Origin of the sequence: Parafrigoribacterium soli (assembly GCF_040227235.1) — a bacterium.
Classification (GTDB): domain Bacteria; phylum Actinomycetota; class Actinomycetes; order Actinomycetales; family Microbacteriaceae; genus Parafrigoribacterium_A; species Parafrigoribacterium_A soli.
The window spans coordinates 589,587-614,439 of sequence record NZ_JBELNZ010000004.1 but is presented as its reverse complement, the minus strand read 5'-3'; the positions used below and the strand labels follow the sequence as shown (position 1 = coordinate 614,439).

Sequence of the window (24,853 nt, the reverse complement as noted above, 5' to 3'; positions counted from 1 at the left end):
CTGGCTGAACCACTACAACTACGATCGACCACACACCGCCTGCGGAGGCAAACCACCAATCAGCCGAGTGTCACCAACGTCATGACCGAGTACACCTAGTCGGCTGTCCCGCGGCGCGTGCCCTGAGGCGCGCGTCGCGCTCGCGGCTACTGGGCGATGTCGATGATGTAGTCCGCTCGCTCCGCGGTCGCGCCGATGAGACGCGCGTTGTCGGCGTCGGGGCCGGTCGCCCAGGCGAGTGCGGCATCCGGAGTCTTGCCGTATCGGATGTGGCGCTCGACGAGCCTGGCCATCCGGATGTCGTGCTCGATTCGTACGAAGAAGCTCAGGTCGAGAAGCGGTGCGACCCGCTCCCACCCGCCGGAGTCGTGAAGCAGATAGTTGCCCTCTACCACGATGGTCTTCAGCTCCGGGCCGAGCCGGATCGCCTCCGGAATCGGCTCTTCGATCTCCCGGTCGAATCCGGGCGCGAGCACCGTCGCACCCGTGTTGCCCGACAGCGTGATGAGCAGCGAGACGAAACCGTCCACGTCGAAGGTGTCGGGGGCGCCCATGCGGTCGCGCTTGCCGAGTTTCACGAGTGTTCGCTGCGGCAGGTGAAAGCCGTCCATGCCGAGCACGGCGCTCGTGGGCCCGAGCAGTTGCACGAGCTTCTCGGCGATCGTGGACTTGCCCGCCGCGGGCGGCCCGACGATGCCGACGAGTACCCGTCGCTTGGTCGATCCCGCCTCCTTGATCAGGCGCGCGATCGCGCCGAGGCTGGTGAGCTCGTTCACGCTATCGATGGTGATTCCCTCGTCGCAGGCAGCGCGCCCGGAGCGGCGGAATTGCTCCGGTCCCACTGACTTTTCCCACACCGAGAATGCTATCCGCCGACCACCATTGCGTGCCCTGGGAGCGCTCACGGAGCTGTGAAATCGTCGAAATGGAGGAACCCCACAAGGCCCCGGACAGGCCTGTCCGGTCCATTGTGGAGACCCTCAAACGCTGGCCCCAGCACTGGGGGGTACAAGCCATTGTCCGCATAAATGCGGACATCTAGCATTGACACCGGAACACGACAAAGACACTCGTCACCGAGTGTTCCTGCGCTCCAGATACCCGAATCTGGAGCACTTGCCCCGGGGTTGCGGCGGACGGTCCCCAGAGGCACAAGCTCTGTGGTGCTGCCCGCCAGCAATCCCTCCACGACCAAGGAGCACCACAATGAACAAGATTCTCAGCGGCGTCATCGCCGCAGCCGCCGGGACCGCCCTCCTCCTCGGGGGTGCCGGCACCTTCGCACTCTGGAACAGCAGCACGAGCGTCGACGCCGGGTCGATCAGCTCGGGCACCCTCGCGCTGAGCAAGGCCGGCACCGGAGTGTGGTCGAACGTCACCAACTCGCCGGCAACCACTATCGACCCCACGACCTTCAAGATCGTGCCGGGCAACACCGTCACCTACTCGCAGCCCCTCACCATCACCGCGACCGGCAACGACCTCTCGGCGACCCTGAGCTACAACGCCTCCACGCTCTCCGGCACGATCACCGGGCTCACCAGCTCGCTCGCCGTGACCTCCGCCAGCCCGAACGTCACCGTGAACGGCAGCACCATCACCGTGACGCAGAGCGCCACGCCCGCGACCGTCAACGTCGTCCTCACCGTCTCGCTCCCCTCGAGCGCCACCGGCGGACAGTCCGGCACCGCGAACTTCAGCGCGCTGACCTTCACGCTGCAGCAGACGACGCCGGTCAAGTAGTCACGCGGCGAGGCCGGGCAGACGCCAGCAAGGCCATTGACCGGCGGCGCGCGGCAGCTTCGAGCAGGGAGACGATGAGATGAACGCACGGTCACGCGCTCGCCACCGCGCGACGCGATCAGCGGCATCGCGCGGCTGGGCGCTCGTTGCGCTCGGCGTGGCGGGCATCGTCGGGCTCGGGCTCGGCCTCCCGAGTGCGGGCAGCTACGCACTGTGGAACTCGACGACCGCGGTGAGCGCGGGCAGCATCCAGTCTGGCTCCCTCACCGCGGCCGTGGCCGTCAGCCCCAGCCTTGCGATCACCTATTCGTCGTCGACGACGTCGAAGACGGGCGGCTTCACGGTGACGAACAGCGGCACCGCGGCGGCCACCTTTGCCACGGTCGCGACGCTGCGCAGCGGTTCGGATGCCACCCTCGCCAGGAACGTCATGGTCGTCGTCTGGAAAACGGCGTCGGTGGCGACCTGCGGCTCGCCCGTCTCGGCCGTGACCGGCACCTGGTCCGCCTTCCCCGCGCTCAGCGGAAGCCTCGCGGCCGGCGCGACCCAGGCGTACTGCGTGCGCACGACGATCGGTGCCGTCACCGGTTTCTCGAGTGGCGCCACCGTGTATCCGACCCTGTCGGCGACGCTGAAGATCGGCGGCTGGAGCAGCGTAGCGTCGGTTGACGTCACGCAGTCCTTCACGGATGACGCCAGGCCGAGCACGCCAACCGGACTTGCCGCATCCTCGACGACCATGACCTCGACGCGCCTCAGTTGGAACGCCTCAACCGACAACGTGGGCGTGAAGGACTATCTCGTGTACCGCGGCACGACCCTCGTGGCGACCGTGACGGCGCCCACCACGGTATTCACCGATTCCGGGCTCGCGGCCGGCACGAGCTACAGCTACACGGTGGCCGCTCGGGATGCCGCTGGCAACGTCTCGCCGGCATCCGCGGCCCTCGTGGTCAAGACGGTCCCGGCGCTCGTCTGCGCCACATCCGGCGGCTGGTCGGTGAAGTACAGCTGGCCACAGCCGGCGGGGGACCAGAGCACGATGACCTACGAGCTTCTCGTCAACAACACGATCGTGGGCAACATCGCCGATGGCTGGAACCCCTACGTCATGATTCCCGGCAATGACATGACGTACATCAACTCGCTGCCGGCGGGCTCCGCCTCGATCGAAGTGCGCCAGATACTGCCCAACAACGGCCGCGCCGTCATGGGCAGGGGAACCCTCGTGCTGGGGCAACCGAGCTACCGAACCTACAACTGCGGGTGATCATGATGAAGAACTCTCCTCGCACCCGCGCTGCACTCGGCGCCATCGGCCGCGGGCTCGCGGTCGGGCTGCTCGGGCTCATCCTGCTCGTGGCGGTCGCCGCCATCGTCGTGCCCAAGTTTGCCGGGGCGGTCCCCATGTCGATCCTCACCAGTTCGATGGAACCCACGCTGCCGCCCGGCACCCTCGTCATCGTCAAACCGACGCCCGTCGACCGGATCGCCGTCGGCGACGTCATGACCTACCAGATCCGATCGGGTGACCCGGCGGTCATCTCCCACCGGGTCATCGCGGTGAACTCCATGAGCGACGGCAGCTTCAGTTTCGTCACGAAGGGCGACAACAATTCGGATGCCGACCCGGTGGTGCTCGCAGAGCAGGTCAAAGGGGTCGTCTGGTACAGCGTGCCGCTCATCGGACACCTCAGCCAGGCGCTCAACGGTCCCGAGCGCGACTGGATCGTTCCCGCGCTCGGCGTGCTCATCCTCGGCTACGCGGCGTACATGCTCGTGCGCGGAACGGTCGAGGCCGCGCGGCGCAAGCGGGTTGCCGTCACGGCGCACTCAGCTCGCGGACGCCACCGAGATCGTGTTCGCCCACGGGTCGTCGAAGGTGACCGTGCTGCCGTCGTCGCGGGTCTGGATGCCGTGGTGCGACATCCGCTCGATCAGCGCTCCCATGTCATCCGGCGTTGGCACGGCTATATCGATGCGGGACAGCCCCAGCGCGCGCTGCCGCGGACCGGCGCCCCTCGAGTTCCAGGTGTTCATCGCCATGTGATGGTGATATCCACCCGCGCTCACGAAGAGCGCTGAGTCGCCGAGCTCGGCGGTGGATGCGAAGCCGAGCCGGTTCACGTAGAACTCGCGCGCCGTGGCGACGTCGCCCACCTGCAGGTGCACGTGACCGACTCGCGCGCCGCCGATGACCGGCTCGGCGACGCCCGATTCGCTGAGGTTCTCCTGCAGGAAGGAGTTCGGGTCGAGGTAGAGCGTCGACATCTCGACCTGGCCGTGCGCCCAGCTCCAGGCGGTGCGGTCGCGATCCCAGTACAGCTCGACGCCGTTGCCCTCCGGGTCGGTGAAGTAGAAGGCCTTGCTCACGAGATGGTCCGCGCTGCCGGTGAAGGTGTTGGGATACTTCTGCGCGACCGAATAGACGGACGCGGCGAGCGCCTCCTCGCTGTCGAACAGGATCGCCGTGTGGTAGAGCCCGGCCTCGCGCTGGCTCGCGTGCTTCAGCTCGGGGGCGTGCTTCAGGATGACGACCTCCGTCGTGCCTCGCCCGAGCGTTACGGTGTCGCCGGCCTCGCTCAGCACGCGGAGGGACACGGCGTCGCGGTAGTACCTCGTCATCGCGTCGAGGTCGCCGACGAGCAGGGTCACCGGTCCCATGGAGGTGTCTGCGGCGAGAAGGTCGTTGCTCATGGTGGTCCCTTTCCTGTCTCCACCATACAACTTAGTTGCAGCTACAACTATTCCCGCTATTCGCAGCCTTCGCAAATGGTGGCAGTGGCGGGGTCGACGGGAACGACCACGCCCGGCGTGCGTCGGCTCCCGGTCAGCCGCTCGATGAGCTCTCGGTAGCGGGCCGCGGTCTGCTCCACGATCTCGGTGGGCAACTCAGGTGGGGTGCCGGTCTTATCCCAGTGCGCCGCAAGCCAGTTGCGCACGATCTGCTTGTCGAAGCTCTCGGTGCGGTTGCCGGATGCGTAGACGGCAGCATCCCAGTACCGGCTCGAGTCGCTCGTGAGCACCTCGTCGGCGAGGGTGATGACCCCGGTCTCCCGATTGCGACCGAACTCGAACTTCGTGTCTGCCAAGATCACGCCGCGCTTCTCGGCGATTGCGGATGCCCGGCGGAAGACCTCGAGGCTGAGCGAGCGCAACGACTCCGCGGCCTCGGCGCCCACGAGCTCGACCGTGCGCTCGAAGCTGATGTTCTCGTCGTGGTCGCCGAGTTCCGCCTTGAACGCGGGGGTAAAGATGGGTTCGGGCAGCCGGTCGCCGTTGGAGAGTCCGGCGGGGAGCGCGACGCCGCAGACGCTCTGCGACTGCTGGTACTCCGCCCATCCGCTTCCGACGAGATATCCGCGCACCACGCACTCGATGGGGAACATCTCGAGGGAGCGCACGAGCATCGCCCGGCCGGCCACGGCATCCGGAATCAGGTCTGTGACGGTGTCGCCGCGCAGTTCGTGGTCGGCGAGCAGGTGGTTCGGGATGCCGTCGAGCTGGTCGAACCACCAGAGGCTCAGCGTGGTGAGCAGCTCGCCCTTGCCCGGGATGCCGGGAGACAGCACAAAGTCGAAGGCGCTGACCCGGTCGCTCGCGACCACGAGTACCCGCTCGGCGGTGTCGAGACTCTGCCCGTCTTCGACGTAGAGATCGCGCACCTTGCCGGAGTACACGTGGGTCCAGCCGGGCAGGGTCTTCTCGTCGCTCTTGTTGTCGCTGCTCACCCCTTCATTATTCAGGAGGTGGTGTGACGGATGTGGCGGATGACGGCTGATCGGCGTGACCGCAGCCAGTCCGGCAGCCCCGTCACCTCCTGAATAATGAACGCGCCGAGACGGATGCGGAGTGGGCGGCCGTGCACTGCAATGGTGAGAACGGATGAGAATCGTTGACGAAGTAGGCGAGGATCCGCGACGCGCGCGCGTGATGGATCTGGTGAACTACCTTGCCGCGGTCTTGGTGGCGATGCTCACCGGGGTCGTTTTTCTCGTCGTCGGAAGCCCGTCATCCGCAGGCGTCCCGTGGATCAGGGCCGTACTCGAGCTGATCGCGAGGGCGACCCCCATTGTCATCGCGGTTGCCCTGCTGATCGGGTACCCGCTCGTATCCCTGGTCACGAAGCTGAACCTGCATCGGGCGGTCGTCGTGCTGCTTGCCGGGATTGCCGGACTCGCCCTGGGCCTTGCCGTGCTTGTGGTGGCAACGTTCATTCCCAGCCTGGACGGGATTGCAGTATTCGCCGCGATGTACGTCTCGGCGATCGGCGCCTGGTGCGCCGTGGGCGGCCAGCTCCTCTACCCGCTGTTTCGTCGCCACCCGGTCATCGCACTGTGCGCCGGCGTGGTCGTCATCGCTCTTGCGATAGTCGGGTGGTGGGTCGGGCTCTAGCCTTCGTTGTTCCGTGCGGCAGGCGGATGTTCGGGCCAGGTGTCCGACGACAGGACTAGTCGGCGACGCGCGCCGCGATGTCGCTGCGGTACTGTCCGCCCTCGAGCTCGATCGCGTCGAGCGCGCGGTAGGCGCGGGAGCGGGCCTCGGCGAAGTCGCTTCCGGTGGCGACGACGCTGAGCACACGACCACCGGTCGCGACGAGTTCCTCGTCCGAGACGGCGGTCGCGGCGTGCGCGATCGTCACCCCGTGGATGGCGAGGGCCGTGTCCAGCCCGGTGATCACCCGGCCCGTGATCGAGGCCTCGGGGTAGCCTTCGCTGGCGAGCACGATCGTGACGGCCACGTCATCCGAGAACTTTGGCCTGGGCAGCCCGCCGAGACGCCCTGTCGCCGCCGCGAGGAGCAATCCACTCAGCGGGGTGATCAGGCGCGGAAGGACGACCTGCGTCTCGGGGTCGCCAAATCTCGCGTTGAATTCGATCACCCGAATGCCGCGCTCGGTCACGATCAGGCCGCAGTACAGCAGACCGATAAAGGGTGTTCCCTCGGCGGCGAGCTGGCGCACGGTCGGCAGCGCGATGGTGTCGATCACCTCGTCCACGAAGCCGGATGGAAGCCACGGAAGCGGCGAGTACGCGCCCATTCCGCCCGTGTTGGGGCCCTCATCCGCGTCGCCGAGGCGCTTGTAATCCTGTGCGGGCGAGAGCGGCAGCACGGTCTCGCCGTCGGAGAGGAGGAAGAGTGACACCTCCTGGCCGGCGAGGAATTCCTCGACCAGCACGCTGCCGTGGGAGAGCCAGTATTCGGCGTGGGCGAGCGCGGCATCGCGGTCTTCCGTGACGAGCACGCCCTTGCCCGCAGCCAGGCCATCGGCCTTCACGACGTACGGGGCGCCGTAGGCGTCGAGCGCGGTCGCCACCTCGGTGATGTCCGATGCGCGAACCGCGCGCCCGGTAGGCACGCCCGCCTCGTCCATGATGCGCTTGGCGAAGGTCTTGCTGCCCTCAAGTTGTGCCGCGGCCTTGCCGGGGCCGAACACGGCGATGCCGCGGCGGCGCAGCTTGTCAGCGACGCCGGCGACGAGCGGCGCCTCCGGACCGATGACCACGAGTTCGATGGCGTTGTCGAGAGCGAAGGTCGTCACGACGTCGCCGTTGCTGGGGTCGAGGGAGATGACCTCTACTTCAGCGGCGATGCCGGCGTTGCCGGGTGCGACGGTGATCTGATGGCCGGCATCCTCTGCCAGCAATGCGGTGACGATGGCATGCTCGCGCGCGCCGGATCCGAGGACGAGGATTCTCACCTGAACAGAGTAGCGGCGCGCGCGGCGGGTTGCGGCCGCCCCGCCCCTTCGGAAACTCAGGACTCTGGCGCCCGGGCGGCAGCTTTCTGCGCACACCGCAACCGGCGCACGACCAGACTCCTGAATTTCCGAAGGTGCCGCCGCGAGGGCTTGACTGTCGTGGGCGCCGTGCTTGGCTGGACGGATGGAGCCGATCGAGTCGGATGCGCTCACCGGCGTCGACTACGACGCCGAACGCCGCGTGCTCACCGTGCGCTTCGAGAGTGGTGGTGTCTACGAGTACGACGACGTCGACCCGGAACTGCACGACGCGCTGCTCGCGGCCCAGCCGCATCCGTGGACCGTGTTCTCGGAGCAGGTCAAGTCCCACCCGTATCGGCGGATTGCCTGAGCCGTGCGGATCGCACTCCTCGGCTAGCGTCACTCGGCTAGCGTGGTCGAATGGCTAAGGCACGCATCCCGGATGCCGCGGGCGGCACCGCGGTGCAGGCGGCGCTCGCGGATAATCCCACGCGCGACACGACGGCGATGGCCGTGCGCTACCTGCTGCAGCTGCTCGCGGACGACGCCCCCGGCAACTCCGTGGAGGTGCGCGTGCCGCCGTTCGGGGCCGTGCAGTGCATCGAGGGTCCTGGACACACTCGCGGCACCCCGCCGAACGTGGTAGAGACGGATGCCGCAACCTGGCTCGCGATTGCAACCGGCGCCGAGCAGTGGGCCGAGGCTCGCTCGCGCGGCGTGATCGCTGCATCCGGCTCCCGCGCCGACCTGAGCCAGCACCTTCCCATCCGCTGGCGCCGCGGCTAGCCGTGGGAGAATGGATGACATGAGCAGCACCGAGACGCAGGTCACCATCCGCCGCGCACCGAAGATTCCCGTGTTCCTGGTGCTGGGAGCGCTCGTCGGCCTGCTCGGCACGCTCATCGTCACCGCACTGCAGCCGGCCGACCCCGCCATCGGGTTCGCCGCGCTGTTCGGCTACTTCTGCGTCTACGGCGTGCCGTTCGGGGTCGTCATCGGTGGCGTGATTGCCGTGTTGTTTGACCGCGCATCCACGAGGCGAGCGAAGACGCTGCCGGCGGAGCGCACGACGGTCGAGAATGCCGCGCTCGAGAACGCCGCCCTCGACGAGCAAGGGCGCGCCGAACTCAGCTGAGCTGAGTGCGCTCCACCCAGTCCAGGTACTCCGGCGTCACCGTGCCGGTCACGTACTCGCCGGTGAAGCAACTCATCTCTAGGCTCTCGATGTTCGATCCCTCGAGGATGGCCGCCTGCATGTCCGCGACCTCCTGGTAGATGAGGTGGTCGGCACCGAGCTCCGTGTTGATCTCGGGAATCTTGCGCCCGTGGGCGATGAGCTCCTGACGCGACGGCATGTTGATGCCGTACACGTGCGGAAAACGCACGGGCGGTGCCGCGGAGGTGAAGGTGACCGTGTTCGCGCCGGCCTCGCGGGCCATCTGCACGATCTCCTTCGAGGTGGTGCCGCGCACGATCGAGTCATCGACGATGAGGATGTTCTTGCCCTTGAACTCAGAGCCCATCGCGTTGAGCTTCTGCTTCACCGACTTCTTGCGTTCGGCCTGCCCGGGCATGATGAACGTGCGGCCGATGTAGCGGTTCTTGTAGAAGCCCTCGCGGTATTCGATGCCGAGCTTCTGCGCCACCTGCATGGCGGCCGGCCTCGACGAGTCGGGAATCGGCATCACGACGTCGATGTCGCCGGCCGGTGCGTATCGCTCGATCGTGTCGGCGAGCCGGTTGCCGAGTCGCAGCCGGGCGTCGTACACGGAGATGCCGTTCATGATCGAGTCCGGCCTCGCGAGGTAGACGTACTCGAACGAGCAGGGGATCAGGCGCGGGTTCTTTGCGCACTGCTTGGAGACCATCTCGCCGTCGACCGCGATGAACACGGCCTCGCCTGGGGCGACATCCCGAACCAGCTCGTAGCCGCCGCTCTCGAGCACGAGAGATTCGGATGCGACGACCCACTCGGTCTCGAGAAAGCCGCGCTTGCGACGGCCCAGCACGAGCGGGCGGATGCCGTAGGGGTCGCGGAAGGCGAGCAGCCCGTAGCCGGCGATCAGCGCGATTGCGGCGTAGGAGCCCTCGACGCGCTCGTGCACCCGCTCGACGGCCGCGAAGATCTGGTCGGGATCGAGATCGAGCCCCGAGACCTGCTCCTGCAGTTCGTGCGCGAGCACGTTGACCAGCAGCTCGGTGTCTGAGCCGGTGTTGAGGTGCCGGCGGTCGACGTGGAACAGCTCCTGCGTCAGCTCGCGGGTGTTGGTGAGGTTGCCGTTGTGCACCAGGACGATGCCGTAGGGCGCGTTCACGTAGAAGGGCTGCGCCTCATCCTCGTTGTCGGCCGAGCCCTTGGTGGCGTAGCGCACGTGGCCTAGGCCCATCGTGCCCGGCAGCGCGCGCATGTCGCGCGTGCGGTAGGCCTCGCGCACCTGGCCCTTGGCCTTGTGCACGTGGAAGGTACGCCCATCAGCGGTGGCGATGCCCGTCGAGTCCTGGCCGCGATGCTGTAGCAGCAGAAGGCTGTCGTAAACCAGTTGGTTGGCGGGTTCCGAAGAAACAATGCCGACAATGCCGCACATTCGCGTGCAGTCTCCAGACCGTAGGATTGTGGTTGCTTTAGACCAGTCTTTCACGAGTCTTACCACCGCGGGAACGGAACCGATTCATGGCCAACAAGTACGCCGAAGCCGGGGTCGACACCGCGGCGGGTGACCTCGCAGTCGAGCTCATGAAGTCGGCCGTGTCGAAGACTCACGGCCCCCAGGTGTTCGGCGGCGTCGGTGGCTTTGCGGGCCTCTTCGACGTGTCGTATCTCACGTCGTTCAGGCGGCCGCTGCTGGCAACCTCCACGGATGGCGTGGGCACCAAGGTTGCGATCGCCCAGGCACTCGACAAGCACGACACCATCGGCCAGGACCTCGTGGGCATGGTCGTCGATGACATCGTCGTGGTGGGCGCGAAGCCCCTCTTCATGACGGACTACATCGCCTGCGGTCGCGTGGTTCCCGAGCGGATCGCGCAGATCGTGGCAGGCATCGCGCGCGGTTGCGCAGAGACCGGCACGGCTCTCGTCGGCGGCGAGACCGCGGAACACCCCGGCCTGCTCGGGCCGGACGATTACGACGTCGCCGGGGCGGCCACCGGCGCGGTGGAGGCGGACGCGCTGCTGGGCGCTCACCTCGTGAAGGATGGCGACGTCGTTGTCGCGCTCGCGTCATCCGGTCTGCACTCGAACGGTTACTCGCTGGTCAGGCACATCCTGGCGAGCAACGACCTCGGGTACTCCGATCGCTCGGATGACCTCGGCGGCGTGGTGGGCGAGGTGCTGCTCGAGCCGACGCGGCTCTACACCTCGCCGCTCCTGGGCGTGCTCGCGGATGCGCCGGGCGCCATCCACGCGCTCAGTCACGTCACCGGTGGCGGCATCGCCGCGAACCTCGCGCGCGTGCTGCCTCTCGGTTCCTGGGCCGAGCTCGACCGCTCCAGCTGGTCGCCGGCCCCCGTGTTCCGCGTGCTCGCCGAGATGGGTGGCATGCGGCTGGAGGACGCCGAGGGAACCTGGAACCTCGGCATCGGCATGATCGCGGTGGTGGCGGCGGATGCCGTGGCCGGCACGATCGATCGACTGGCCGCCACGGGCATCCCGGCCTGGCAGGCCGGCACGGTGTCCATGGCGACGCGCAATTTCGAGGGCTTCGAGCAGGGCGCCAAGGGTGTGGACGGCGGAGCCGTGCGACTGGTCGGCGCTTACGCGAGCTGAATTCGCGGGGGTTTCGATACGCTCGCTGGCGCTCGCTTCTACTCAACCAGCGGGTGAGTCAGGCGGTCTTGTTCTTGCCGCTTTCCGACTCGAATTCGTCGTCGGAATATCCGGCCGGTGCGTTGAATTCCGGCCACTTTTCGAGGTCTTCTTCGAGCCGTTCGCTGACGGCGGGGGAGCCCGGAACGGCATGCCCGAGTTCGCGTTCGAGCGCGTTGTAGTTCGTGTCCGGGCTGAAGTACTTCAGCTCGCGGGCGACCTTCGTGTGCTTTGCTTTTTGACGGCCGCGCCCCATGGCTTGACCCCCTCACGATTACTACCCGAGCGAGCGATGATCCGCTCGAGATTGACCAACAAGGAACTTCCAAAACTAACGGCCTACTTTAGCATGCAGCGCCGAGCGGACCCGTTGCGGCATCCCCCAGCCGTGCGACGGTAACGTTAAAGAATGAGTCCTGACGCCGGTACGACCTCCGTTGTCGTCATCGGCGCCGGGCAGGCGGGGCTCGCGGTTTCCTACTATCTTCAGCGACTCGGGCTCGTGCCTGGGCAGGACTTCGTCGTGTTCGATCGCGGCCCGGGCACGGGAGGCGCGTGGCAGCTGCGCTGGGAGGCGCTGCGCATCGGTTCGGCGCACCGCATCAATGACCTCCCGGGCATGGACGAACTCGGCCTCACCTTCGAAGACGCCGATCGCACGCTCCCCGCGAAGGATGTCGTGGCCGACTTCTACCGGCAGTACGAGGATCACTACGGGCTGCAGGTACGCAGGCCGGTCAATGTCACCTCGGTGTTCGACCGCGGCACCGACCTCATCGTCGCGTACCACGATGGCTCGGTGCAGGGAGACAAGGAGCTCGTCACCCAGCTCGTCGTGAACGCCACGGGAACCTGGGGCTCACCCTTCATCCCGTGGTATCCGGGTCTGAACGACTTCGCCGGGCGCCACGTGCACACGACCGACTACGGATCGGCGCAGGACTTCGCCGGGCAGAGCGTCGTGGTCGTCGGCGGGGGAACCTCGGCCATCGGCTTCCTCCTGGAACTGGAGAACGTCGCATCCGAACTCACCTGGGTGAGTCGGCGGCCGGTCGAGTTTCTCAACGAGGGCGAACTCAACCTCGAGGCCGGTGCGGCAGCGGTCGCCATGCAGGACGAGGCCGCTCGTGCAGGGCGGGCCCTGCCGAGCATCGTCAGCGGCACCGGGGTCCCGCGCACCAGGCGCATCCAGTCGGCTATCGAACGCGGCCTGCTCGACGCCAAGCCGATGTTCTCCTCGATCGAAACGGATGGCGTGCGCTGGGCAGACGGCACCTTCCAGCACGCGGATGCCATCCTCTGGTCTACCGGCTTCCGCCCGGAGCTCAGACACCTCGCTCCGCTGCGGCTGAGGGAGAAGGCCGGCGGCGTCACCGTCGGGCAGGGTTCCTCCTGGAAGGATCCGCGCATCTTCTTCGCAGGCTACGGCCCGCAGGCATCCACGATCGGCGCGAACCGCGCGGGTCGCCAGATCGCCCGCCATGTGGTGGCGCAGCTCTCCAACCTCTAGCGGGCGCTGAGGCCGCGCCCGGTTCAGGCGTGCAGCAGCGACTGGATCTCATCGACGACGAGGTCGGGCCGGGAGATGAAGGGGTGGTGCCCGGTCGGCAGCTCGACGGAGCGCGTCGCGCGTGCCGCGTGAAACCGCTGCAGCTCGAGAGAGGTGCTGCGATCCTGCCCGCAGACGACGTAGGTCGAATCGACGCCCTCCCAGCCTGCGGCACTCGTGGGCGTCATGAACGCGCCGGCCGACTGCGCGGTCACGCGCTCCCAGGCCTGAACCTGCGCCGCTTCGTCCGCGTCCTGCAGAAACCGCGCCGCGAAGGAGGAGGCATCGTAGCCCGACACGCTCAACGTGCCGTCCCCGTTGTCGCCAATGGAGACCGGGTCGCTCTCGCCGCTCACGATCGCGGCCTGCGACTGTCCGACATCCGGCAGGTACGACGAGACGTAGAGCAGGTGCGCGACCGCCGGATGCCGCCCCGCCTCGGCGATGACCGTGCCGCCATAGGAGTGGCCGACCACGATCGCGGAGTCGACGTCATCGAGTTCGCGACGGAGTGCCGCGGCGTCGGCAACGAGGCCGCCGGCCGCCTCATCCGTGGTGGTTTCGCCGGTCGACGGCAGCAGAACCGACCGGCTTCGGATGCCCGTGCGTTCCTCGAGCAGGTCGGCGGCGCGCTTCCACCACCACTGCCCGTCACGCACCAGAGCGCCGTGAGTGAAGATCAGTTCCATGAGGTGGTCCCTTCCGAACGGCTCCTCGCATCGGAGCGGGATCGCGCCGGGCCGTGTTTCTCCACCGTATGGCGCGAAGGCGAGCAGGGCGGCCACATCCGCTGACAGCAAAATAGGGGACCGCGTCGCCGTTCGGCCGCGGGGCTGGGCCAGCGCTACTGGCCCGCGACGGCGAGTACGGCGAAGTAGCAGAGCGCGGCGGCCGCGAGCCCGAGCAGGAGGTTAAGGCAGACATTCGAGAGCGCCACGCGCATCCGTCCCTCGATCACGAGCTGCATGGTCTCGACCGACCAGGTGCTGAAGGTTGTGAGGCCGCCGCAGAGGCCCGTGACGAGGATGAGGAAGGCATCCGCGGAGAGCCCGCGGCCTTGGGCGAGCGCCAGCAGCGCTCCGCTGAGCGCCGAACCGATGACGTTGACGACGAGCACGGCGCGCGGGAAGTCGGTGGTGGGTCGGCGCTTCGACAGGCTCAGCGACCGGGAGCGCTTCGACAAGCTCAGCGACCGCAAGCTCAGCGACCGGAGTCTCAGCGAGCTGGGCCGGGCGAAGGCGAGTGACACCCCGTAGCGCAGCAGAGCCCCCACGGCGCCCGCGAGGAGCACCGCGATGAAGACGCCGGCGCTCACTCGTCCACCAGGTCGGGGCGCGGAGGCGGACGGTGGCCCACACGAAGACCGAGCGCCGCGGCAGCGAAGCCCAGCAGCAACGAGGCGAGCAGGTAGACGACCGCCAGCCACCACATCCCGTGCGTGGCCTCGACGAGGAGCGACGTGACGAGCGCGGAGAAGGTGGTGAACGATCCGAGGAGCCCGGCACCGAGCCCCGCCTTCGCCCAGTTGGGCGTGCGCGGCCGGGTCCACACGCTTGAGACGAGCGTGCCGAGAACGAACGCGCCGACCACGTTGACGACCAGTGTGCTGATCGGGAAAGCGGAGGTGTCGTGTGGCAGCAGCGTGTCGGCCAGAAGGCGCAGGCCGGTTCCGAGCATTCCGCCCGCGAGCACCGCCACGACCTCGCGCCAGCCGGGCGCCACTCCGCGCGCCACTACTTAAGCGCCGTCGGAGTCTGCTTGGGCGCCGTCGGTGTGACCGCGGGCGGCAGCGGCTTTCTCACGATGGGTCGGCGCGGCTCACCGCGTCTCGACTGCCCGGGAAGCGGCCGGGATGGTCTCGAGTAAAGCACGTTCGACGAGTCGAGGAGCCACGGCACGAGCGCGATGGTGACGCCGTGGCACAAGGCGAGCTTCTGGCGGATGCGCCTCGCCTTGTGGTTGTGCAGCAGGTGCTCCCACCAGTGGCCCACGATGTAGAGCGGCGTGTAGACGGTGACGACCTCGGAGCCGTACTCCACGCGCCTGGCCTTGATGTATTTGATGAGCGGCATGCTGATATCGCGGTACGGCGACTCGACGACTCGGAGCGGAACGCGGATGTTCTGATCCACCCACTGCTTCTCCAGCAGCTCGGTCGCCTCGTCATCGATGTTCACGTGCACGGCCTCGATGCTCGCGTGCCTCGCCGCGATCGCGTAGTCGAGTGCCTTCAGCGTGGGCTTGCGCATGCCGCCGACGAGCACAATCGCATGGTCGCCGGTGGCACCGAAGGTGGTCGTCGCATCCACCGTGATTTCGCGTTCGACCTCCTTGTAATAGCGGTTCACACCGAGCATGAGCGTGTACAGCACCGGCATGATCACGAACACGAGCCAGGCGCCGTGGGTGAACTTCGTGATGGTGACGACGACGAGCACGATCGCGGTGAAGAGCGCGCCGGTCGCATTGATCATGCGGCTGCGGATGACCTGGCCGCGGTTGTCGCAGCCCTCGCGCAGCATCCGGGTCCAGTGCACGACCATGCCCGACTGTCCGAGCGTGAAGGAGATGAAGACGCCGATGATGTAGAGCTGGATGAGCCGGGTCACGTCGGCCGCGAAGATCACCTCGAGGATGATGGCGGCCAGGCTCAGCAGCAGCACGCCGTTCGAGTAGACGAGACGGTCACCGCGGGTCTGCAGCGACTTGGGCGCGTAGGCGTCGCGGGCGAGCACGGAGCCGAGCAGCGGGAAGCCATTGAACGCGGTGTTCGCGGCCAGGAGCAGCACGAGCGCCGTCGCGGCCTGGATGATGTAGAACATGAAGCGCCCGGCGCCCGGGAAGGTCGCCGCGGCGATCTGGGCAATGACGCTCGGTTGCGGCTGGCTTGCGCACTCCTTCCAGCCGATGAGGTCACAGGAGGCCTCCGCGTAGTGCACCCGGCTGATGATGGCCACCGCGGTGATGCCGACAAAGAGCACGATGGCGATTCCGCCCATGAGCACGAGCGTGCGCTGGGCGTTCTTGATCTTGGGACGACGGAAGGCCTGTACGCCGTTGGCGATCGCCTCGACGCCGGTAAGGGCACTACATCCGCTGGCAAAGGCTCGCAGCAACAGGAGGACGAAACCGACCTGCGTGAGAGTCTCGGGCTTGACCGTGTATGCGGCCGATGATGCGATGGGCGTCTCGCCGAAGGCCGCGCGAACCAGGGCGGTGATGACCATGATCGCGATGCTGGCGATGAAGAGGTAGGTCGGCAGTGCGAACGCCTTGCTCGACTCCGACACTCCGCGCAGGTTGATCGCGGCGAGCAGGATGATGAAGAACACCGACATCTCGACGCGCACCCCGTTGAGGCCCGGGAACGCGGAGATGATGTTGTCGACGCCACTGGCGATCGACACGGTCACGGTGAGGATGTAGTCCACCAGCAGGGCGGAGGCCACCACCAGTCCGGCCTTCTCGCCCAGGTTGCGGTGGGCCACCTCGTAGTCGCCGCCGCCGGAGGGATACGCCTTGATGAGCTGCCGATACGAGGCGACCACCACGATCAGCAGCAGCACAACGGCCGCCGCGATCCACGGTGTGAAGCTCAGGAAGGCGAGGCCGCCGAGCGTGAGGATGAGGAGCAGCTGCTCCGGTGCGTAGGCAACGGAGGAGAGGGCGTCACTCGCAAAAATAGGTAGCGCCAAGTGCTTCGGGAGTAGCTGTCCCTCGAGCTTTTCGGAGGATAGCGGTTCGCCGATCAACCACCTTTTAGGCGACCGAACTTCGTTAGTCACGAGGAGCGACACTACACCTGTTGGAAGGATGCGGGATCACGGTGTCGACATAGTTCGTACAGACAACTCCAACCCTGGATATTCCGCCGGTATTCCCGCTACTTCTGCAGGCTCTCCCGGAGGGCATCGAGACCCGACCTGAGCGTGGTGACGAGCTCGGCCGAGATTCCCTGCCGAGTGCGGCTGCGGAGGTCGGCGCGCATGTTGTGCCGGAACTCGTCGAGCACCATCTCCGCTTCACGGAGGTGGCTGATGGTGGCCGCTCTCTGCGGGTCTGCCTGGGTGCTGCGGCCCGAGCCGCGCGCATCCGCCCGCGCCTCTCGTGCCGCGGCGGCGAGGTCTGCTCGCAGCGACTTCATCGCGTCGTTGACGCTCGAGCGCACCTCGTCAGCGAGCCTGCGCACCGAGTCGGTGACATCGCTCTCGATGCCGTCGAGCTCGTGCTGGCGCGCCGCAAGCTCGGCGCGGCCGGCATCCGTGATCGCGTAGACGGTCTTGCGGCCGTCCGCGGCCTTGGTGACGAGACCGTCGTCTTCGAGCTTCGCGAGTCGCGGGTAGATCGTGCCGGCACTCGGAACGTAGGTGCCACCAAAGCGCTCCTCAAGGGCCTGGATGAGCTCGTAACCGTGCCGGGGAGCGTCGGTCAGCAGGCTGAGGAGGTAGAGGCGAAGGTGCCCGTGGGCGAAGACAGGCGGGGTCACAGCGACACCGTCGCGGCGTGCAGAACGGCGACGTCCCCGCTGACCGTACTTGCCGTGAAGTCGAGCCACTGGCCGTCGAGTTCGCCGTACTTTCCCGTGTACGAACCGCGGATGCCGGTGATCTCGGAGTCGTCGAGTTGGAGCTTTCCCGAGACCGTATTGACCTTGTATCGCGCGGCGACACCGGACTCCAGGCGCACGGTGACGTCGCCCGAGACGGTGTTGATCTTCGCCTCCTCCGGGATGCCGGTGAGGTCGAGGAAGACCTTGCCCGCGACGCCGTCAGAGCGGAACTTGGTGATCTCGCCGCTGACGGTCACGTCACCACTCACAGTCTTCGAGCTGACGCTGCCGTGGTGGTCGCGCACCGCGATCTCACCGCTCACGGCGTTGAGGTCGAGGTCACCACTCAGCTTGTCGATGACGACGTCTCCGCTGACCGTGCTGACCCTGGCATCCGCGGCGAGGCCGCTGATGAGTGCGCTCGCCGAGACCACGCCGAACTTCAGGGCGACGTCCCTCGGCACCATGATGCTGACATCCGCCCTGGCCGTGCCACGGAAGGAGGCGAAGACGTCGATGAAGTTGTCCCAGCTGAGCTGCGGGTGATCGATCTCGAGAGTGTCGCCCTCGATCGAGACCTTGAGCGGCTTGCCGTGCACCGAGTGCACCTCGACGCGCGCGCCGGGCTCGTCGTGGCCGACGATGTCGACCTGGCCGGCGATGAGGCTGACCTTGAGCTTGCGTACCAGGGCGATGTCGATGACCTTCTCGCCCTCGACCATCCACTTTTCCTGTGCCATGTGCTTCTGCCTTCGTGTTTGTGGGGATGCCGTTGCACCCGTTCCTAACGCGATATATCGCGTCTGCTTTAACTCACGATATATCGCGTCTGGCTCTCCCGCAACCCTCCCGCTCGCCTTCGGGCGAAACGGGGCGGAGGGAGGGCGCGCGGCGGTGCTTGACATTGACGTTGCGTCAAGGTTTAGCGTGAGGGAACGGCCGCGGGGGCGGCCAGGAACGAGACAGAGAGGAGCGCGAGCGGAAGTGGACTGGTCGATTCAGGACATTGCGCGGCTGGCCGGCACGACATCCAGAACCCTGCGCCACTACGGCGACCTCGGGCTGCTCGCGCCGAGCCGCATCGGCAGCAACGGCTACCGCTACTACGACGCGGAAGCCCTGGCCAGGTTGCAGCGCATCCTGCTGCTGCGAGAACTGGGCCTTGGCCTGCCCGCCATCGGTGAGGTGCTCGCGGGACACAGCGGCGACGCGGATGCCCTGCTCACGCACCTGCGCTGGCTGGAGCAGGAGAAAGAACGGCTTGACCGCCAGATCGCGGCGGTCGAAACGACGATCAGAAAGACGAAGGGAGGTGAACAACTCATGGCAGAAGAAATGTTGGATGGCTTCGACCACACCCAGTACAGGGAGGAGGTCGAGGAGCGCTGGGGCAAGGAGGCGTACGCGGCGGGTGACCGCTGGTGGACGAAGCTGACGGATGCCGACAAGGCCGGTTTCATGCGGCAGCAGAAGCAGATCCAGGCAGACTATGCCGCAGCCTTCGAGGCCGGTGAGCCCGTGGACGGCGACGTGGTGCAGGAGATCACGCGGCGCCATCACGACTGGATCCAGGTCGGCTGGCAGGGCCGCGAGGTTCCAGCAGCGGCGATGCGCGGCCTCGGCCAGATGTATGTCGACGACCCGCGCTTCGGTGCGAACTACGGCGGCGTCGAGGGCGCGAGCTACGTGCGCGACGCCATGGCGGTATACGCCGACCGGATGTAGCGCGTGCTGTCGCCGGGGATAAAGCGGTAAGGCTGAACCGCCGTCGCAGGCTCCGTCGGCGCTGGCGTCGCAGGATCGCTGCGCGCTCCTCATAGCTCCAGCGCGCCAAGAGGCCCACCACACCCTCGCCTTCCCGCTTTATCCCCGGCGACGCATAGTCCTAATCCGTCGGCCGATGAGGGCGAGAGTAAGTGCGCTAGATGCCTCGCGGCGGGAGCAGCTGCTCGGCGGCGGGAGGCGTATCCCCCTTCGCGAGTTCGCTTCTCTCGCCGCTGGCGTCCTGTGCGGGCTCGAGGGGTTCCACCGGTGCGCCGCTGCGGTCCTTGATGACCAGCAGGGGCATCGCGATGTGCACGAGCGGGCCGACGAGCAGCGCGAAGGCGAGCGTGCCGAAGCCGACGTTGCCGCCGAGCAGCCATCCGATGGCCAGCACGCAGAGCTCGATCGAGGCGCGCACGACCCAGATGCGCCAGCCCCACTTGTTGTGGATGCCGGTCATCAGTCCGTCGCGCGGCCCCGGTCCGAAGCGCGCGCCGAGATAGAGGCCCGTGGCGATCGCCAGCAGCACGAGGCCGCCGGTGAAGAGCAGGATCTGCTCCCATAGGATCGTCGGTGTCGGGATGATGCCGAGGCCGAGCTGGGCGCTGGGTCCGATGAGCAGCACGTTGAGCACCGTGCCGATGCCCGGCTTCTGCCGGATCGGGATCCACAGCAGCAGCACGACGATTCCAACCAGGTTGGTCACCCATCCGAACGGGATCCCGGTGTGGATCGAGATGCCCTGCGAGAGCACGTCCCACGGCGCGATACCGACCGCCGCCTGCACCATCATCGCGATCGCGATCCCGTAGAGAAAGAGGCCGATCAGCAGTTGCGTGTAGCGAAGGGGAAGACGGCGGGAGGGGTGCACAACGGAAACCATAGCTGTATCCAATTCCCAAAGTGGCCTTATGACAAGAGGCCAATTTGCCTATAGTGGCCTCATGGCATCCCTTTCGGCCCGCGCTTTGGCCTCGCTGCTGAGCGGATGGCGGGACTCGACGACGACCTCGGCATACGTGGCGCTCGCCGACCGCATCCGGCTGCTCGTGCTCGACGGACGCATTCCCCTCGGCACCCGCATCGCCGCGGAGCGAGACCTCGCCGCGCAACTCGGCGTCAGCCGCACCACGGTCACCGCCGCCTACGGGGAACTGCGCGACTCCGGATACCTCAGCAGCGTGCGCGGCTCCGGCAGCGTCGCGCGCCTGCCCGCCCGCGCTCCCGTCGCGCTCGACACCGGCCATGCCGGTTACCTGGACTTCAGCAAGGCAACGATGCCCGCACTGCCGGGGCTCGCGGATGCCGCAGCCAGGGCCGCCGCCGAACTCCCCGCGTACCTGGGGGGCAGCGGCTTCGATCCCGTCGGCCTGCCGCAGCTGCGTGAGGCGATCGCCAACCGGTACACGGCCCGCGGACTGCCCACCGACCCGGAGCAGGTGATGGTCACGATCGGCGCCCAGCACGCCATCGCCCTTCTCGCTCGCACCCTGCTCGGTCGCGGCGACAGCGCCCTCGTCGAATCGCCGAGCTATCCACACGCCTACGAGGCGTTGCGGGCGACCGGGGCGCGACTCGTTCCGGTGAGCGTGACGACCGAGGACGGCTGGGACGAGTCCGCGCTCGAGCAGGCCATCCAGCGCACGAGCCCAGCCCTTGGCTACCTCATGCCCGACTTCCACAACCCGACCGGCCGCACGATGTCCGAGGACTTGCGCGAGCGCACCCTCGCGCTCGCCGCGCGGCAGGGCACGACGCTCATCGCCGACGAGACGATGGCCGAGCTGTCTATCGATCGCCGGGAGGAGCATTTGCCGTTCGGCGACGGTGCCCCGGGCGCCGTGCTCATCGGATCCGTCGGCAAGACGGTGTGGGGCGGCGTGCGCATCGGCTGGATCCGCGCCGAACGCACCCTCATTCACCGGCTCGTGCGGGCCAGGAGCGCGGGCGACCTCGGCACTCCGATCCTCGAGCAGCTGCTCGTGAAGAACCTCCTCGACGACATGGACGCCGTGCTCGAGGTGCGGCGGGAGCAGTTGAGGCTGGGGCGAGACCACCTGGTCGGCGCGCTGAGAGAGACCTTTCCGGAGTGGAGCGTGCCGCGCGTGCAGGGCGGTCTGACCCTGTGGGTTGGCCTCGGGCATCCGGTCAGCTCGCAATTGACGCTCGCGGCTCGAAACGAGGGGCTGCTGCTCGCGGCGGGCCCGCGCTTCGGCATCGACGGCGCCTTCGAGCGTTTTCTGCGGGTGCCGTTCTCCTACTCCAGAGACGAGACGGATCGTGCGGTCGCGGCACTCGCGACGGCCTGGGGCTCGCTCTCCCGCATTCCGCTGGGCGATCAGGGCTTCCTTGCGGAGGTCGTCTAGCGCTCCAAGGTCATCCCGCCGGAGTATGCGGGGGCGGAGTGACTGGACTACTTTCGAGAGAGCACGCGGTCGTGCACCAGTCCGTGCCGACACCCGTGGCACGCAGCATCCTCAGGAGAGAACCTTCGTGCATCTGCTATCCGTCTTCAGCCTTCGCAATCGCGCGCTGATCGCCCTGGTCACGATCGTGATCGGCATCTTCGGTGGCATCGCACTCACCTCGCTCAGGCAGGAGCTCATCCCCTCGCTGTCGCTGCCGCAGCTGTTCATCGCGACGAGCTATCCGGGTGCCTCGCCCGAGGTCGTCAATACGGATGTCAGCACCCCGATCGAGACCGCGATCCAGGGCGTCGAGGGGCTCGACACCACGACCGCCACCTCGAGCGCGAACAGCTCCACCGTGACCGCCTCGTTCAACTACGGCACCAACCTCGCCACAGCCGAGCAGAAGGTGCAGAGTGCGATCAACCGCATCTCGTCGAGGCTGCCCAAGGATGTCGAGCCGCAGGTGCTCACCTTCAGCCTCGGCGACCTTCCCGTCGTGCAGATCGCGGTCACCAGCGACCTGAATGCCCGGGACCTCTCGGCCGCACTGTCTCGCTCGACCCTGACCGACATCCAGCAGCTTGACGGCGTCAGCCAGGCGACGCTGCTCGGCACGACAGGCCAGCGCGTCGTGATCACCCCGGATGCCGACAAGCTCGCCGCCGCGGGACTCACCACCCAGGCCATCCGCGACGCCCTCGGCGCCAACGGCTCGCTGCTGCCATCGGGCTCGATCACCGAGAACGACGAGACCCTCACCGTTCAGGCCGGCTCGAAGATCACGACGGTCAAGCAAATCGGCGAACTCCCGCTGCTCGGTGCCGCGGCACCTCAGGCCACCCCGACCGACCCGCGGCTTGGGGCTTCGGCACCGGTTGTGACGCCCGAGCCGAAGACGATCTCGGATGTCGCCTCCGTCGAGATCAAGGACGACCCGGTCACCGGAATCTCCCGCGTCAACGGCGAACCGTCGATCACGATCGCCGTCTCGAAGACCCCGGCCGGCAACACCGTCGCCGTCTCGAAGGTCGTGCAGAAGGCGATCCCGGGGCTCGAGGATGCGATCGGCCACAACACCAAGTTCACGGTCGTCTTCGACCAAGCCCCGTTCATCCAGCAGTCGATCGACAGCCTCGCCACGGAGGGCCTGCTCGGCCTCGTCTTCGCGGTGATCGTGATCCTCGTGTTCCTGCTGTCGATCCGCTCGACGCTCGTGACGGCGATCTCGATCCCGGTGTCGGTGCTCATCACCTTCATCGGGATGCAGGCCTCCGGCTACACGCTCAACATCATCACGCTCGGTGCGCTCACGATCGCGATCGGTCGAGTGGTCGACGACTCGATCGTCGTGATCGAGAACATCAAGCGGCACGTGAGCCTCGGTCAGGAGAAGGGGAAGGCGATCACGACCGCCGTGCGCGAGGTCGCCGGCGCGGTCACAGCGTCCACCATCACGACCGTCGCGGTGTTCCTGCCGCTCGCGCTCGTGGGCGACATCACGGGTGAACTGTTCCGCCCGTTCGCGCTCACCGTGACCATCGCGCTCGCCGCATCACTCTTCGTCGCACTCACCATCGTTCCGGTGCTCGCGTACTGGTTCCTCGGGTCGAAGTCCGCGCACAAGCACGCCGGTGCCGAGGTCGCGACGCCGGACGAGCTGCGGACCGCGGAAGAGGAGCTCGCGCATCCGAACCGCCTGCAGCGTGCGTACCTGCCGGTCATCCGCTGGACCCTGAAGCGCCCGGTCGTCACGATCCTCGCGGCGGTGCTCGTGCTCGTGCTGAGCGGCTTCATGGCGGCGGGCCTCAAGACGAACTTCATCGGCGGCAGCGGTCAGAACACGCTCAACGTGAGCCAGTCGCTGCCCGCGGGCACGAGTCTCGCGGCGCAGGACGAGGCCTCGAAGAAGGTCGAATCCGTGCTCCGCGACATCAAGGGCATCAAGACCGTGCAGACCTCGATCGGCTCGGGCGGCACCTCGCTGCGGGCGGCCTTCGGCGGCGGCGGGGGCATCAGCTACTCGATCACCACCGATCCGGATGTCGACCAGACCGCCCTGCAGGCGACCGTGCGCAAGCGGGTTGCCGCGATCAAGGATGCGGGCGACGTGACGCTCGCGGCCGCGGGCGGCGGGTTCGCGTCATCCAGCGTCGATGTGATCGTCAAGGCGGGCAGCCAGGCCGACCTCAAGAGGGCCGCGGATGTCGTCGACGCGAAGGTTTCGAAGCTCGACGTTGTCGCCCAGACCACGAGCAACCTCTCCGACGAGCAGCCGTACATCGCGGTGCGGGTCGACCGGCACAAGGCGGCCGAGGCGGGACTCACCGAGCTCGCGGTGGGCGGCATGGTCACAGCCGCGATGAACCCCAGTGCCACCGGCTCCGTCGTGATCGACGAGAAGACCCTGTCGATCTACATCGACAACGCGGGAGCGCCGACCACCGAGGCGGAACTGCGCTCCTTCGACATCCCGACGCGCACCGGCATCGTTCCGCTCAGCGACCTCGCCACCGTCGAGAAGGTCAAGGGCCCGTCGACGGTCACGACGAGCTCGGGCGTGCGCACCGCCACGGTCAGCGTCACGCCGAAGACGGATGACGTGGGAACGGCGTCCGCGTCCATCGCGAACGCGGTGAAGAAGGCCGATCTCCCGGCCGGAGCCACTGCCGAGATCGGCGGCGTCGCCTCGCAGCAGAGCGACGCGTTCGGCCAGTTGGGGCTCGCGCTCCTGGTCGCCATCCTCATCGTCTACGTCGTCATGGTCGCGACCTTCAAGAGCCTGCGCCAGCCGCTGCTGCTGCTCGTCTCGGTGCCATTCGCGGCGACCGGAGCGATCGCGCTGCAGGTGATCTCGGGCATTCCACTCGGCGTGCCGTCGCTCATCGGTGTGATCATGCTCATCGGCATCGTCGTGACGAACGCCATCGTGCTCGTCGACCTGATCAACCAGTACCGACGGCGCGGGATGAAGGTGGGCGAGGCGATCGTGCACGGTGCCTCGCGCAGGCTCCGGCCCATCCTGATGACCGCGCTTGCGACGATCTTCGCGCTGCTGCCGCTCGGCATCGGACTCACCGGCCACGGCGGTTTCATCTCGCAGCCGCTCGCGATCATCGTCATCGGCGGGCTCGTCTCGTCGACTCTGCTGACGCTCGTGGTGCTGCCGGTGCTGTACTACCTCGTCGAGGGCGCGAAGGAGCGGCGAATCGATCGTCGTGCCGCGAAGGCGAGTGGCACGGGACCGCGGGTGGAGCTACTGCCGCAGTAGCTACTCGCTGGTCGAGTACACTCGCTGCGCGAGCACTCGACC

General features: G+C 67.3%; 24 protein-coding genes and 1 pseudogene. 12 read left to right on the top strand and 13 right to left on the bottom strand.

What is annotated here, in order from left to right:
• Positions 1 to 146: 146 nt before the first annotated feature.
• The gene (locus ABUA37_RS14175; protein ID WP_349899861.1) at positions 147 to 776 is read right to left on the bottom strand and encodes a nucleoside/nucleotide kinase family protein; all 630 of its coding nucleotides are present in this window, start codon (positions 774 to 776) and stop codon (positions 147 to 149) included.
• A gap of 430 nt (positions 777 to 1,206) precedes the next feature.
• On the opposite strand from ABUA37_RS14175, the gene ABUA37_RS14170 reads away from it, so the two are divergent.
• From ABUA37_RS14170 to ABUA37_RS14160, 3 genes and pseudogenes are all read left to right on the top strand, one after another.
• Entirely contained in the window at positions 1,207 to 1,743 is a 537-nt protein-coding gene (locus ABUA37_RS14170; protein WP_349899860.1) for an alternate-type signal peptide domain-containing protein, read from the top strand.
• Between the two features lie 79 nt (positions 1,744 to 1,822).
• The gene (locus ABUA37_RS14165) at positions 1,823 to 3,013 is read left to right on the top strand and encodes a fibronectin type III domain-containing protein (RefSeq protein WP_349899859.1); all 1,191 of its coding nucleotides are present in this window, start codon (positions 1,823 to 1,825) and stop codon (positions 3,011 to 3,013) included.
• 2 nt (positions 3,014 to 3,015) lie between these two features.
• Positions 3,016 to 3,447: pseudogene (locus tag ABUA37_RS14160) on the top strand (signal peptidase I); the annotation flags it as partial.
• 129 nt (positions 3,448 to 3,576) lie between these two features.
• On the opposite strand, the gene ABUA37_RS14155 reads toward ABUA37_RS14160, so the two are convergent.
• Together ABUA37_RS14155 and ABUA37_RS14150 are read right to left on the bottom strand one after the other, a co-directional pair.
• On the bottom strand, positions 3,577 to 4,440 hold the full coding sequence (locus ABUA37_RS14155; protein WP_349899858.1) for a VOC family protein: 864 nt from the start codon (positions 4,438 to 4,440) through the stop codon (positions 3,577 to 3,579).
• 56 nt (positions 4,441 to 4,496) lie between these two features.
• Positions 4,497 to 5,474: a phosphoribosylaminoimidazolesuccinocarboxamide synthase gene (locus ABUA37_RS14150; RefSeq protein ID WP_349899857.1), complete on the bottom strand. Its 978-nt coding sequence runs from the start codon at positions 5,472 to 5,474 to the stop codon at positions 4,497 to 4,499.
• A gap of 154 nt (positions 5,475 to 5,628) precedes the next feature.
• Between ABUA37_RS14150 and ABUA37_RS14145 the strand changes: the two genes are divergently transcribed.
• Positions 5,629 to 6,138, top strand: a complete 510-nt coding sequence (locus ABUA37_RS14145; RefSeq protein WP_349899856.1) for a hypothetical protein — start codon at positions 5,629 to 5,631, stop codon at positions 6,136 to 6,138.
• A gap of 55 nt (positions 6,139 to 6,193) precedes the next feature.
• Here ABUA37_RS14145 and purD read toward each other — a convergent pair whose 3' ends face one another.
• Positions 6,194 to 7,444 (bottom strand): phosphoribosylamine--glycine ligase, encoded by a 1,251-nt coding sequence (gene purD, locus ABUA37_RS14140; protein ID WP_349899855.1) that lies wholly within the window; start codon positions 7,442 to 7,444, stop codon positions 6,194 to 6,196.
• Between the two features lie 184 nt (positions 7,445 to 7,628).
• On the opposite strand from purD, the gene ABUA37_RS14135 reads away from it, so the two are divergent.
• From ABUA37_RS14135 to ABUA37_RS14125, 3 genes are read left to right on the top strand one after another with little or no spacing between them, the layout of a single operon-like run.
• Complete coding sequence (locus ABUA37_RS14135) at positions 7,629 to 7,835, top strand: KTSC domain-containing protein (protein WP_349899854.1); 207 nt, start codon at positions 7,629 to 7,631, stop codon at positions 7,833 to 7,835.
• Positions 7,836 to 7,885: 50 nt separating this feature from the next.
• A complete protein-coding gene (locus tag ABUA37_RS14130; protein ID WP_349899853.1) occupies positions 7,886 to 8,251 on the top strand; it encodes a sterol carrier family protein in 366 nt (121 codons plus the stop codon).
• A gap of 19 nt (positions 8,252 to 8,270) precedes the next feature.
• The gene (locus tag ABUA37_RS14125; protein ID WP_349899852.1) at positions 8,271 to 8,600 is read left to right on the top strand and encodes a hypothetical protein; all 330 of its coding nucleotides are present in this window, start codon (positions 8,271 to 8,273) and stop codon (positions 8,598 to 8,600) included.
• On the opposite strand, the gene purF is transcribed toward ABUA37_RS14125, so the two are convergent.
• Positions 8,593 to 10,050, bottom strand: a complete 1,458-nt coding sequence (gene purF / locus ABUA37_RS14120) for an amidophosphoribosyltransferase (RefSeq protein ID WP_349899851.1) — start codon at positions 10,048 to 10,050, stop codon at positions 8,593 to 8,595. The two genes, ABUA37_RS14125 and purF, sit on opposite strands and share 8 nt — an antisense overlap.
• A gap of 86 nt (positions 10,051 to 10,136) precedes the next feature.
• Here purF and purM point away from each other — a divergent pair, with 86 nt between their 5' ends.
• Positions 10,137 to 11,231 carry a phosphoribosylformylglycinamidine cyclo-ligase gene (gene purM / locus ABUA37_RS14115; RefSeq protein ID WP_349899850.1) on the top strand — a complete coding sequence of 365 codons (1,095 nt, stop codon included), beginning with the start codon at positions 10,137 to 10,139 and terminating at the stop codon, positions 11,229 to 11,231.
• 58 nt (positions 11,232 to 11,289) lie between these two features.
• Here purM and ABUA37_RS14110 read toward each other — a convergent pair whose 3' ends face one another.
• Positions 11,290 to 11,526, bottom strand: a complete 237-nt coding sequence (locus tag ABUA37_RS14110) for a DUF3073 domain-containing protein (RefSeq protein ID WP_349899849.1) — start codon at positions 11,524 to 11,526, stop codon at positions 11,290 to 11,292.
• A 153-nt stretch (positions 11,527 to 11,679) separates the two neighbouring features.
• On the opposite strand from ABUA37_RS14110, the gene ABUA37_RS14105 reads away from it, so the two are divergent.
• Positions 11,680 to 12,780: an NAD(P)-binding domain-containing protein gene (locus ABUA37_RS14105; protein ID WP_349899848.1), complete on the top strand. Its 1,101-nt coding sequence runs from the start codon at positions 11,680 to 11,682 to the stop codon at positions 12,778 to 12,780.
• A 23-nt stretch (positions 12,781 to 12,803) separates the two neighbouring features.
• Here ABUA37_RS14105 and ABUA37_RS14100 read toward each other — a convergent pair whose 3' ends face one another.
• The 6 genes from ABUA37_RS14100 to ABUA37_RS14075 all read right to left on the bottom strand — a co-directional run bounded on the left by ABUA37_RS14100 (position 12,804) and on the right by ABUA37_RS14075 (position 18,108).
• Entirely contained in the window at positions 12,804 to 13,508 is a 705-nt protein-coding gene (locus ABUA37_RS14100; RefSeq protein ID WP_349899847.1) for an alpha/beta hydrolase, read from the bottom strand.
• Between the two features lie 155 nt (positions 13,509 to 13,663).
• Positions 13,664 to 14,134, bottom strand: coding sequence for a fluoride efflux transporter FluC (locus ABUA37_RS14095; RefSeq protein ID WP_349899846.1), 471 nt, complete (start codon positions 14,132 to 14,134; stop codon positions 13,664 to 13,666).
• On the bottom strand, positions 14,131 to 14,553 hold the full coding sequence (locus ABUA37_RS14090) for a fluoride efflux transporter FluC (protein ID WP_349899845.1): 423 nt from the start codon (positions 14,551 to 14,553) through the stop codon (positions 14,131 to 14,133). The genes ABUA37_RS14095 and ABUA37_RS14090 overlap by 4 nt, the downstream gene beginning before the upstream one ends.
• On the bottom strand, positions 14,553 to 16,616 hold the full coding sequence (locus ABUA37_RS14085; RefSeq protein WP_407075387.1) for an APC family permease: 2,064 nt from the start codon (positions 16,614 to 16,616) through the stop codon (positions 14,553 to 14,555). The genes ABUA37_RS14090 and ABUA37_RS14085 overlap by 1 nt, the downstream gene beginning before the upstream one ends.
• Positions 16,617 to 16,702: 86 nt before the next feature.
• Positions 16,703 to 17,305, bottom strand: a complete 603-nt coding sequence (locus tag ABUA37_RS14080) for a PadR family transcriptional regulator (protein ID WP_349899843.1) — start codon at positions 17,303 to 17,305, stop codon at positions 16,703 to 16,705.
• A complete protein-coding gene (locus tag ABUA37_RS14075) occupies positions 17,302 to 18,108 on the bottom strand; it encodes a DUF4097 family beta strand repeat-containing protein (RefSeq protein ID WP_349899842.1) in 807 nt (268 codons plus the stop codon). Before ABUA37_RS14075 ends, ABUA37_RS14080 begins: the two co-directional genes overlap by 4 nt.
• 244 nt (positions 18,109 to 18,352) lie before the next feature.
• Here ABUA37_RS14075 and ABUA37_RS14070 point away from each other — a divergent pair, with 244 nt between their 5' ends.
• Positions 18,353 to 19,093, top strand: a complete 741-nt coding sequence (locus ABUA37_RS14070; protein WP_349899841.1) for a MerR family transcriptional regulator — start codon at positions 18,353 to 18,355, stop codon at positions 19,091 to 19,093.
• 196 nt (positions 19,094 to 19,289) lie between these two features.
• Here the strand turns inward: ABUA37_RS14070 and yczE are convergent, their stop codons facing one another.
• Positions 19,290 to 20,015 (bottom strand): membrane protein YczE, encoded by a 726-nt coding sequence (gene yczE / locus ABUA37_RS14065; RefSeq protein ID WP_349899840.1) that lies wholly within the window; start codon positions 20,013 to 20,015, stop codon positions 19,290 to 19,292.
• Between the two features lie 61 nt (positions 20,016 to 20,076).
• Here yczE and yczR point away from each other — a divergent pair, with 61 nt between their 5' ends.
• Positions 20,077 to 21,498 (top strand): MocR-like transcription factor YczR, encoded by a 1,422-nt coding sequence (gene yczR / locus ABUA37_RS14060; protein ID WP_349899839.1) that lies wholly within the window; start codon positions 20,077 to 20,079, stop codon positions 21,496 to 21,498.
• Positions 21,499 to 21,625: 127 nt separating this feature from the next.
• Complete coding sequence (locus tag ABUA37_RS14055) at positions 21,626 to 24,811, top strand: efflux RND transporter permease subunit (RefSeq protein ID WP_349899838.1); 3,186 nt, start codon at positions 21,626 to 21,628, stop codon at positions 24,809 to 24,811.
• Positions 24,812 to 24,853: the final 42 nt, after the last annotated feature.